This is a genomic window from Rhodopseudomonas sp. P1, assembly GCF_039642825.1.
Lineage (GTDB): Bacteria > Pseudomonadota > Alphaproteobacteria > Rhizobiales > Xanthobacteraceae > Rhodopseudomonas > Rhodopseudomonas palustris_H.
In genome coordinates this window covers 3604996-3616500 of record NZ_CP088006.1, presented here as the reverse complement: position 1 = coordinate 3616500, position 11505 = coordinate 3604996, and the positions used below count along the sequence as shown (strand labels likewise).

The window sequence follows — 11505 nt, the reverse complement described above, 5'->3', positions numbered from 1 at the left end:
GTGCGCTTTGCGCCGGCCGCCGGGTGTCTCCGCCGCGCCAGCGTCACGCGCGCGACGGGGAGTGCCTCTGGAATTCCGATTTTGCGGCTGGTGACGACCGGCACGCGAGGAGATGGCGATGAACCAGGAAATTATGAATCTGTTCAATCCGACGACGCCGGCTCAGGTCTTCGACCAGATCCGGATCTCGATCGCGTCGCCGGAGAAGATTCTGTCGTGGTCGTACGGCGAGATCAAGAAGCCGGAAACGATCAACTATCGTACCTTCAAGCCCGAGCGCGACGGCCTGTTCTGCGCCCGCATCTTCGGGCCGATCAAGGACTACGAGTGCTTGTGCGGCAAGTACAAGCGGATGAAGTACAAGGGCATCATCTGCGAGAAGTGCTCGGTCGAAGTGACCCTCAGCCGCGTCCGTCGCGAGCGCATGGGCCACATCGAGCTGGCCGCGCCGGTCGCTCACATCTGGTTCCTGAAGTCCTTGCCGTCGCGCATCGGGCAGCTGCTCGACATGACGCTGAAGGATCTCGAGCGCATCCTGTACTTCGAGTACTACGTGGTGCTGGAGCCGGGCCTCACCGACCTCAAGGAGCGTCAGCTCCTGTCGGAGGAGGAGTACCTGCGCGCCCAGGATCAGTACGGTCAGGACAGCTTCACCGCCATGATCGGCGCGGAAGCGATCCGCGAACTGCTGAAGGGCCTGGAACTCGAAAAGATCGACGCGCAGCTGCGCGCCGAGATGGCCGAGACCGACTCCGACATCAAGCACAAGAAGCTCGCCAAGCGGCTGAAGATCGTCGAAGCGTTCCGCTATTCCGGTAACAAGCCGGAGTGGATGATCCTCACGGTCGTGCCGGTGATCCCGCCGGATCTGCGCCCGCTGGTGCCGCTCGACGGCGGCCGGTTCGCGACCTCGGACCTCAACGACCTGTACCGCCGCGTCATCAACCGTAACAACCGCTTGAAGCGGCTGATGGAGCTGCGCGCGCCGGACATCATCATCCGCAACGAAAAGCGCATGTTGCAGGAGGCTGTGGACGCGCTGTTCGACAACGGCCGCCGCGGCCGCGTCATCACCGGCGCCAATAAGCGTCCGCTGAAGTCGCTCGCCGACATGCTGAAGGGCAAGCAGGGCCGGTTCCGTCAGAACCTGCTCGGCAAGCGCGTCGACTATTCGGGCCGTTCGGTGATCGTGGTCGGTCCCGAGCTCAAGCTGCATCAGTGCGGCCTGCCGAAGAAGATGGCGCTCGAACTGTTCAAGCCGTTCATCTACTCGCGGCTCGACGCCAAGGGTCTGTCGACTACCGTCAAGCAGGCCAAGAAGCTGGTGGAGAAGGAGCGGCCGGAGGTTTGGGACATCCTCGATGAGGTGATCCGCGAACATCCGGTGCTGCTGAACCGCGCGCCGACGCTGCATCGTCTCGGCATTCAGGCGTTCGAGCCGGTGCTGATCGAAGGCAAGGCGATCCAGCTGCATCCGCTGGTGTGCTCGGCGTTCAACGCCGACTTCGACGGCGACCAGATGGCCGTGCACGTTCCGCTGTCGCTCGAAGCGCAGCTGGAAGCGCGCGTGCTGATGATGTCGACCAACAACATCCTGCATCCGGCGAACGGCCAGCCGATCATCGTGCCGTCGCAGGACATCGTGCTCGGCCTGTACTACCTGTCGATCATGCGGGAAGGGCTGCCGGGCGAGGGCAAGGTGTTTGCCGACCTCGCCGAGCTCGAGCACGCGCTGTACTCGAAGGTCATCCACCTCCACACCAAGATCAAGTATCGCTGGCATTGGGTGAACGAGGAAGGCCAGAACACGGTCCGTCTGCTGGAGACCACCGCCGGCCGCATCCTGCTCGGTCAGGTGCTGCCGAAGTCGCCGAAGCTGCCGTTCGACGTCATCAACAAGCTGATGACCAAGCGCGAGATCTCCGGCGTCATCGACCAGGTCTATCGTCACTGCGGTCAGAAGGAGACGGTGATCTTCTGCGACCGGATCATGGCGCTCGGCTTCTTCAACGCGTTCAAGGCCGGCATCTCGTTCGGCAAGGACGACATGGTCGTGCCGGGTTCGAAGTGGAAGATCGTCGACTCGACCCGTACGCTGGCGAAGGATTTCGAGCAGCAGTACAACGACGGCCTCATCACCCACGGCGAGAAGTACAACAAGGTGGTCGACGCCTGGTCGAAGGCCACCGAGGAAATCGCCAAGGAGATGATGAAGGAGATCTCCGCGGTTCGGAAGGCGCCGGACGGCTCCGAACAGCAGGTCAACTCGATCTACATGATGGCCCACTCCGGTGCGCGTGGTTCGCCCGCGCAGATGCGTCAGCTCGCCGGTATGCGCGGCCTGATGGCCAAGCCGTCGGGTGAAATCATCGAGACGCCGATCATCTCGAACTTCAAGGAAGGTCTGTCGGTTCTCGAGTACTTCAACTCGACCCACGGCGCCCGTAAGGGTCTGGCCGACACCGCGCTGAAGACCGCGAACTCGGGCTACCTGACCCGCCGTCTGGTCGACGTGGCGCAGGACTGCATCATCACGCAGGCCGACTGCGGCACCTCGCTCGGCATCAAGATGCGGGCGATCGTCGACGCCGGCACCGTGGTCGCTTCGCTGGGCAGCCGTATCCTCGGCCGTACCGCGGGCGAGGACGTGCGCGACCCGGCCACCAACGAGATCATCGTCAAGCGCGGTGATCTGATGGAGGAGCGGGACGTCGAGGCAATCCACCAGGCCGGCGTGCAGGAAGTGAAGATCCGCTCGGCACTGACCTGCGAGTTGGTCAACGGCATCTGCGGCAAGTGCTACGGGCGCGATCTCGCCCGCGGCACCCCGGTCAACCACGGCGAAGCAGTCGGCGTGATCGCGGCGCAGTCGATCGGCGAGCCGGGCACGCAGCTGACGATGCGTACCTTCCACATCGGCGGTGCGGCGCAGATCAACGAGCAGTCGGTGATCGAGTCGAACTTCGAGGGCAAGATCGTCATCAAGAACCGCGCCATCGCCCGCAACGGCGAGGGCCACAATGTTGCGATGGTCCGCAACATGGTGATCGCGATCGTCGATCCGGACGGCTCCGAGCGTGCGACCCATCGCATCCAGTACGGCGCGCGCGTGCACGTCGACGAGGGCGATATGGTCAAGCGCGGCCAGCGTATCGCCGAGTGGGATCCGTACACCCGTCCGATCCTCACCGAGGTCGAGGGTACCATCGACTTCGAGGATCTGATCGAGGATCAGTCGATCTCCGAAACGCTCGACGAGTCGACCGGTATCGCCAAGCGTATCGTTATCGACTGGCGCTCGACCCGCGGCGGTGCGGATCTGCGTCCGGCGATCGTGATCAAGGGCAAGGACGGCAAGGTGCTGAAGCTGGCGCGCGGCGGTGACGCCCGCTACATGCTGTCGGTCGACGCCATTCTGTCGGTCGACGTCGGCGCCCAGGTCAAGCCCGGCGACATCCTCGCGCGTATCTCGACCGAGAGCGCCAAGACCCGTGACATCACCGGCGGTCTGCCGCGGGTGGCGGAGCTGTTCGAGGCACGGCGGCCGAAGGATGCGGCGATCATCGCCGAGATCGCCGGCACCATCCGGTTCGGTCGCGACTACAAGAACAAGCGCCGGCTCTCAATCGAGCCGCTCGACAAGAACGAGGAAGCGCGCGAGTACCTGATCCCGAAGGGCAAGCACATCCACTTGCAGGACGGCGACGTCGTCGAAAAGGGCGACTTCATCGTCGAGGGCAATCCGGCGCCGCACGACATCCTGGCGATCAAGGGCATCGAAGAACTCGCGGCCTATCTCGTCAACGAAATCCAGGAGGTCTATCGACTCCAGGGCGTGTTGATCAACGACAAGCACATCGAGGTGATCGTTCGCCAGATGCTGCAGAAGATCGAGATCACCGACCAGGGCGATACCGACATGATCTCGGGCGAGCAGGTCGACAAGATCGAGTTCAACGCGGTCAACGCCAAGGCGGTCGAAGAGGGCAAGAAGCCGGCAACCGGCAATCCTGTGCTGCTCGGCATCACCAAGGCGAGCTTGCAGACCCGCTCGTTCTTCTCGGCGGCGTCGTTCCAGGAGACCACCCGGGTGCTCACCGAAGCCGCGGTCAACGGCAAGGTGGATCCGCTGGAAGGCCTCAAGGAAAACGTCATCGTCGGCCGGCTGATCCCGGCGGGCACTGGCGCCTCGATGGCGAAGATCCGCGAAGTGGCGATGAAGCGCGATCGTCTGATCCTCGACGAGCGCGAGAAGCAGGCGGCGATCGTTCCGGCCGCTGCGCCGGAAGCCGAACCGCTGTCGCTGCCGCCGGCAGAGTAACGTTCGCTTCTGCCATTCAATCCTGGGAAGGGCCGGCCTTGTGCCGGCCTTTCTCATATCTGGGCCGCATTCCGGGCCTTTTGCCGCCACCTTACGGGTTGTTCATCTTCCCTTCAGGTGAAAGGCGCCTTGCTGTATGCCGAACGACGGGAATCCGGCACAGGGGCGCCGTTTCGCCGTCAAAACCAGCCCCAAGTCGCTGAAGTCACGCTGATTTTCTCGGAGAATCACGCCTCGACCGACGGCGCGGAGCAGAGACACGCTGCGTGGCGATCGATGCCGCGGGATGTTGAAAGAGCACCATGTTTGACCTTGCAATCGTAGGTGGCGGCCCGGGCGGTCTGATGAGCGCCTGGTATCTCAAACGAAAGCTCGGGGGCCTGTGCAAGGTCACCATCTTCGAGGCCTCCGATCGGCTCGGCGGCAAGATCGTCACCCAGAAATTCGAAACCGCGCCGGCGATGTACGAGGCGGGCGTCGCCGAGCTCTACGATTACTCGATGACCGGCCCGGATCCGCTGCGGGAACTGGTGCAGCACTTCGGCCTGCAGACCATTCCGATGGATGCCGAGCAGGTGCAGCTCGACGGCGAGCTGCTCAACGACGTGCCGGGCATGCGCAAGAAGTACGGCGACAAGACCGCCGAGGCGATCGTCGCGTTCCGCAAGAAGTGCACCGAGCAGATGACGCCGACCCAGTATTACGAGGGCGTCGGCGCGCACGACAACGAACACCCCTGGGCCTGGACCAATTGCGAGCAGCTGCTCGACAAGGAGGTCGAGGACTCCACCGCCAAGCGCTTCTTCAAGGTGATGGCGAAGTCCGACATCGCCACCGAGAGCCACAACACCAACGGCCTCAACGCGCTCAAGAACTTCGTGATGGATATCGACGGCTATATCGGCCTGTATTCGATCCAGAACGGCAACGAGCAGCTGATCGAGTGCCTGCGCTCGGAGATCGACGCCGACATCCAGTTCAATCATCGCGTCCTCAAGGTCGGCAAGACCGAGAGCGGCCGCTATGAGCTGAACATGATGAACGGCAAGGGGCCGGAGACGCGCGACTTCGATCTCGTTCTGATGTGCCTGCCGCACAACTGGCTCGCCACGCTGAGCTGGGGCAACGAGCAGCTGCGCAAGGCGATGGTCAAGCACGTCGCCTATTTCGATCGCCCGGCGCACTATTTGCGGATCTCGATGCTGTTCGATTCCCCGTTCTGGGGCGACAAGATCCCGGGCTCGTGGTTCATGTCGGAAGCGTTCGGCGGCTGCTGCGTTTACAACGAAGGCTCGCGCCACGACGTCGGCAAATACGGCGTGCTCAACTTCCTGATCGCCGGCTCGGACGCGCTGGCGTTCTCCAACCTCACCGACAAGGAACTGATCGAGCTGGCGCTGAAGTCGCTGCCGGCCGAGCTCGGCGACGTCCGCGGGCATTTCCTCGAAGGCAAGACCCACCGCTGGCTGTCGTCGGTGAACTGCATCCCCGGCGGCCTGCCGGTGCGCGACGTCATGACCAACCATCGCCCCGAGCCGAAGAACCATCCGGGCTTCGTGATCGTCGGCGACTATCTGTTCGACTCGACGCTGAACGGTCTGCTCGATTCCTCGGACGCCGCCACCGACATCATCGTCACCGAAACGATGAAGCTGCGCCGTGCCCGCGCCCAGGACGGCAAGCCGGTCTCCGACAAGATCGACCGCGACTATTTCGAGAACTATCGCAACCAGGGCCCGTATCGCGAGGTCTGGAGCCGGTTCACCGATCCGGACTATCTGATCCAGACCATCAAGACGGTGTGGGACAAGCCGGGCGGCTACAAGCTGTTGGTCGCCGGTTCCGCCAGCGGCGAGCTGGTCGGCGCGCTGCGCGAGCGCGGCATTGATGCCTACGGCGTCGAGAACAACCGCTACATCCATGGCAAGACGCCGGAGGCGCTGAAGCCCTACAACAAGCTCGGCTCGGTCGCCGAACTGCCGTTCGAAGACGAAGAGTTCGACTTCGTATTCGAAACCAGCCTGTGCCACCTCGCCGAGAATCGCGTCGTCAAGGCGATCCGCGAGCTGCACCGCGTTGCGCGCACCGGCGTGATCTTCGGCTCGGTCACCAGCGACATGGACCCGGGCGTGATCGACCGCTACGACCTGCTGCGCGGCGTCAAGAAGCTCGGCACCTGGTGGGAATGGTCGGAGCTGTTCTTCAACAACGGCTTCGACCTGTCGGTGCATCGTAACGATTGCGGCGACGCGCTGTGGGAGCTGGCGGTGAAGGCGGGCAGGGGCCCGGGCCAGTGGTACAGCGACGCCGACAGCCTGCGCTATTCGTTCTTCGACAAGGTCGACGACGAGGGTGACGACGACTGAGCCAAGGTCGTCGCGGACGGCTCGCGTTCGCTTCAGCAGATCCGACGCCGTGGCTTTGAACGAGTCACGGCGTCGCTTATTGTAGTCGTGCGGTCCGGCCACCTAGCGGTTTTCAATTCATGGCGCGCAAGCCCAATCCTCCCGTCACCCCGGACTCTCCGCCAGGCGACAAGTCCGCCGCGCCGCCGCCGGCCGATGCCGCCGCCGGCAGTCCCGCGCCGGGCAGTGAAGGCACCGCCCCCCCGGCTTCGCCGCTCGACGAGAAGTTCGCGCTGCCGGTCGGCGCCGCGGCGCCGGTGGTGCCGACCGTCAAGCCTCCGGTGAAGCAGCTGATCGCCGACAAGGTCCCGGCCACTCCCGCGCCTGGCGCCAAAGCCGCCGCGGCGGACGACGGCGACGAGGACGATGAGGACGACGACGAGGAAGATGACGACGACGACGATGAGGACGAGGAACTCGTCGTCTTCACCGCGCGCGAGGCCGCCGGCGCATTCGCGACGGTCGCCGGCTTCATCCGGCCGGTCGTTGCCAACTACAAGAAGATGCTGGCGTTCGTGGTGTTCGGCGTGGTCGTCGAAACGCTGTTCAACGTCATCATGCCGCTCAGCCTGAAGTTCCTGATCGACGACGCGCTCGGCGAGGAGGACTTCCACGAACTCTACAAGATCCTGTCGATCCTCGGCGTCGCCGGCGTCATCACCTCGATCATCGCGGTGTGGTACGAGCGCTGGGATGCCCGGCTGTCCGCGGCGGTGATCTCCGACGTCCGCACCCGATTGTTCGAACACGTCCAGCGCCTGCCGGCCGGGTATTTCGCCCGCACCAAGCGCGGCGAGATCCTGTCGCGGTTCTCGATCGACATGGCGGCGTTCTCGCGGGTGGTCGAGATCCTCGCCAACACCGCGCTGCTGCCGTTCCTCGAATTGGTCGCCGGCGTCGTCCTGATGCTGTTCCTGAACTGGCAGCTCGCAGTGTTGGCGCTGTTGATCTTCCCGATCACGCTGATCGGGCCGCGCATCCTGACGCCGAAGGCGGTGCAGGCGAACTACGAGCAGAAGGTGCAGGAAGCCGGGCTGCTCGGCCTGGTGCAGGAAAATGTCGGCGCCCAGGCGGTGGTCAAGGCGTTCAGCCTGCAGCGCAAGATGTTCGGCTTCTTCTCGCTGCGCAATCAGGCGACGCGGCAGAAGATGGCGCAGGCCACCTTCCTGACCTCGATGGTCGAACGCAGCGTCACCGTCGCGGTGCTGATGCTGCATTTGATGGTGCTGGCGCTCGGCGCCTATCTGGCGACCACGGGTCAGATCACCGTCGGCACCTTCGTCACCTTCGAGAGTGCGTTCTGGGAGGTGTCGTACAACATCGCCCATCTGATGCAGTTCATCCCGGTGTCGATCCAGGCGGCCGCCGCGGTGCGCCACATGCAAGAGCTGCTCGACGAGAAGACCCCGATCGCCGACAAGCCAGGCGCCGCCGAGATGCCGCGCATCGTCGACAACATCGCGTTCGAGCGGGTGTCGTTCGCCTATGAGGGCGCCGAGCAGCCGGTGATCGACAATCTCAGCCTCAAGCTGAAGGCCGGCAAGACCATCGCGATCGTCGGCCCGAGCGGCTCGGGCAAGAGCACGCTGCTCAACATGGTGTTGCGGCTGTACGACCCGACCGAAGGCCGGGTCTCGGTCGACGGCGTCGACATCCGCAACGTCACGCTGGATTCGCTGCGCCGGAGCATGGCCGTGGTGTTCCAGGAGAACATGCTGTTCAACATGTCGATCCGCGACAACATCCGGCTCGGCAAGGAAGGCGCGACCGACGCCGAGGTCGAGCAGGCGGCCAAGAAGGCGGAGATCCACCGCTTCATCATGAGCCTGCCGCAGAAGTACGACACCGTGGTCGGCGAGCGCGGCGACACGCTGTCCGGCGGCCAGCGCCAGCGCATCGCGATCGCCCGCGCGGTCGTCCGCGATCCATCGGTACTGCTGCTCGACGAGGCGACTTCGGCGCTCGACCAGACCACCGAGGCGGCGATCAACAAGACGCTGATGAAGCTGGCGCGCGGCCGCACCATGATCTTCTCGACCCATCGTCTGACCTCGGTGGTCGACATGGACGAAATCGTCGTCGTCTCCGGCGGGCAGGCGATCGAGCGCGGCTCGCACAAGGAGCTGCTCGCCAAGAACGGCGTCTATCGCAAGCTGTGGGACGACCAGAAACGCCACGGCGCCGGCGATGATGACGACGATGAGGATGATGACGACGAGTGAGGAGCGGGCGGCCCGCATCCCGCGGGACGCCGTCTTGTCCCGGGCTTGATGGCTCGGACTTAGTCGCCGTCGATATCAGCGCAATCCGGAAGGCCTAGACTGCCTCAATCGGCGAAGCGGCCGAGCACGTTCAGCTCGGCGCGCAGGCGGTCGGCATCGGCGAGATCGGATTCGATCTCCGCATGCAGCTTGCGCCAGATCGGAACTGCCGCAGCCAGCGTCGTCCGTCCCGTAGGCGTTAGCCGCAACAGCCGGGCGCGCCGATCCGAAGGATCGATCAGCACTTCGAGCAGATTGCGCCGCTCCAGCGGCTTCAGGTTCGCCGTCAGCGTGGTGCGGTCCATCGCCAGCAGCGCAGCGACGCCGCCGAGTGGGGCAGGCTGCGGACGGTTCAGCGACATCAGCAGCGAGAACTGACCGCTGGTGAGCCCGGCCGGCCTCAGCGCGAGGTCGAACCGGCGCGCCAGCGCCCGCGCGGCCCGCTGGGCGTGCAGGCACAGACAGCTGTCGCGCACCAGCAGCGTGGTTTCGAAACTCGGTTCGGCCGGGGAGCGCATCTGCGAACGGCTCTTGACAACGGAAGGACGATATACGTTGATATCAACCTAAATCGACGGGATCAAGCGCCGCCACCGGCGGGCTGCGCGGGCCTTAAGCCCGCGCGGCATTCATCGCGCCATGTCGATCAGGGAGGACCACCGCATGAAGATCGTGACCAGCCTGAGCTTCCAGGGGCAGTGCCGTGAGGCGTTCGAGTTTTACGCCAAGGTGCTGGACGGGAAGATCACCGCGGCGTTTCCCTACAGCGACGCGCCGCCGGAGATGCCAATCACCGATCCGAAGTACAAAACCTGGCTGATGCATTGCTGGCTCGAAGTCGGCGACCAGGCGCTGATGGGCGCCGACATGGACGTCGGCTGGGCGTCGAACATCGACAAGCCGAAGAACGGGTTCGATGTCACCCTGCACACCCAGGACAAGGCTCAGGCGCAGCGCTGGTACGAGCAATTGTCCGAAGGCGGCAAGCCGATGATGCCGTTCGCCGAGACGTTCTGGTCGCCCGGGTTCGGCTCGCTGATCGACCGCTTCGGCATCCCGTGGATGATCAATACCCAACCCGCGCAGACCTGAAGGCGCCGCGGACCCGGCGAAAAAATGCCGGTCCGATGTCGGCCGCAGCAGGGGGGCTTCGTCCTCGGAGCAAGGAGAGTCGCTCCTCTAGCGCAAGCCTTTCAACGTCATTGCGAGCGAAGCGAAGCAATCCAGCTTCGTGCACCGAGCTGGATGGCTTCGTCGCTTCACTCCTCGCAACGATGCGGCGAACGCTCGCGCAACATGGGAACAGCCATGAACCATTCGTATCGTTGGGTGATCGTTGCGGCCGGCGGCGTGCTCGGCTGCGTCGCCGCCGGCGCGATGTTCTCGCTGCCGGTGCTGATCCGGCCGATGTCGCAGGACACCGGATGGTCGGTCACCGGTATCTCGACCGCGATGACCATCGGCTTCCTGGCGATGGCCGCCGCCAGCATGCTGTGGGGCAATCTGTCGGACAGGTTCGGCCCGCGCCCCGTCGTGCTGACCGGCTCGGTGGTGCTCGCGGCCAGCCTCGCGCTCGCCAGCCGGGCCGGTTCGCTGATCGAATTTCAGGCGCTGTTCGGCGTGCTGGTCGGCGCTGCGACCGCCGCGGTGTTCGCGCCGATGATGGCTTGCGTCACCGGCTGGTTCGACACTGGCCGCGGCCTTGCGGTGTCACTGGTCTCCGCCGGCATGGGCATGGCGCCGCTGACGATGGCGCCGCTGGCGGCATGGCTGGTGACGATCCACGATTGGCGCGGCGCGATGCTGATCATCGCTGCGATCACCGCCGCACTGATGATCCCCGCGGCGCTGCTGGTGCGGCGGCCGCCGGCGCTCGAAATGGGCGTCGCTGAGATTACTTCCGCCGATGCGCAGGACGACATGACGCTCAAGCAGGCGGTGCGATCGCCGCAATTTGTCACGCTGATGCTGGCGAATTTCTTCTGCTGCGCGACCCATTCCGGCCCGATCTTCCACACCGTCAGCTACGCGGTGACCTGCGGCATTCCGATGATCGCCGCGACCTCGATCTACAGCGTCGAGGGGCTGTCCGGCATGTTCGGCCGGCTCGGCTTCGGCCTTGCCGGCGACCGCTTCGGCGCCCAGCGTGTGCTGGTCATCGGGCTTTTGGCGCAGGCCCTCGGCGTTTTGGCTTACGCCTTCGTCGCCGGACTCGGCGGCTTCTATGCCGTCGCCGTCGCGGTCGGCTTCATCTACGCCGGCACCATGCCGCTCTACGCCGTGATCATCCGCGAGAACTTTCCGCTGCGGATGATGGGCACCATCGTCGGCGGCACCGCGATGGCGGGCAGCCTCGGCATGTCGACCGGACCGGTGTTGGGCGGGCTGATCTACGATGCCTATGGCAGCTACGCGCCGATGTATGTCGCCTCCTGCGGCATGGGACTCGCCGCCATGCTGATCCTGGCGACCTTCAGGCCGTTCCCGCAGCGGCGGGTGGCATTGGCGGTGGCGTAGG

The 11505-nt window shown here is 64.6% G+C and carries 6 protein-coding genes; 5 read left to right on the top strand and 1 reads right to left on the bottom strand.

Annotated features, from left to right (window positions below; all coding sequences use genetic code 11):
- The first annotated feature begins 118 nt into the window (after positions 1 to 118).
- The 3 genes from rpoC to LRC39_RS16765 all read left to right on the top strand — a co-directional run bounded on the left by rpoC (position 119) and on the right by LRC39_RS16765 (position 8948).
- Positions 119 to 4321 carry a DNA-directed RNA polymerase subunit beta' gene (gene rpoC, locus LRC39_RS16775; protein WP_107346649.1) on the top strand — a complete coding sequence of 1401 codons (4203 nt, stop codon included), beginning with the start codon at positions 119 to 121 and terminating at the stop codon, positions 4319 to 4321.
- Between the two features lie 302 nt (positions 4322 to 4623).
- Positions 4624 to 6687, top strand: coding sequence for an FAD-dependent oxidoreductase (locus LRC39_RS16770; RefSeq protein ID WP_164573097.1), 2064 nt, complete (start codon positions 4624 to 4626; stop codon positions 6685 to 6687).
- A gap of 119 nt (positions 6688 to 6806) precedes the next feature.
- The gene (locus tag LRC39_RS16765) at positions 6807 to 8948 is read left to right on the top strand and encodes an ABC transporter ATP-binding protein (RefSeq protein ID WP_346295003.1); all 2142 of its coding nucleotides are present in this window, start codon (positions 6807 to 6809) and stop codon (positions 8946 to 8948) included.
- A gap of 104 nt (positions 8949 to 9052) precedes the next feature.
- On the opposite strand, the gene LRC39_RS16760 is transcribed toward LRC39_RS16765, so the two are convergent.
- Positions 9053 to 9505, bottom strand: a complete 453-nt coding sequence (locus tag LRC39_RS16760; protein WP_346295002.1) for a MarR family winged helix-turn-helix transcriptional regulator — start codon at positions 9503 to 9505, stop codon at positions 9053 to 9055.
- A gap of 145 nt (positions 9506 to 9650) precedes the next feature.
- Here LRC39_RS16760 and LRC39_RS16755 point away from each other — a divergent pair, with 145 nt between their 5' ends.
- A complete protein-coding gene (locus LRC39_RS16755; protein ID WP_346295001.1) occupies positions 9651 to 10079 on the top strand; it encodes a VOC family protein in 429 nt (142 codons plus the stop codon).
- Positions 10080 to 10295: 216 nt separating this feature from the next.
- Entirely contained in the window at positions 10296 to 11504 is a 1209-nt protein-coding gene (locus LRC39_RS16750) for an MFS transporter (protein ID WP_346295000.1), read from the top strand.
- The last annotated feature ends 1 nt before the right edge of the window (position 11505 follow it).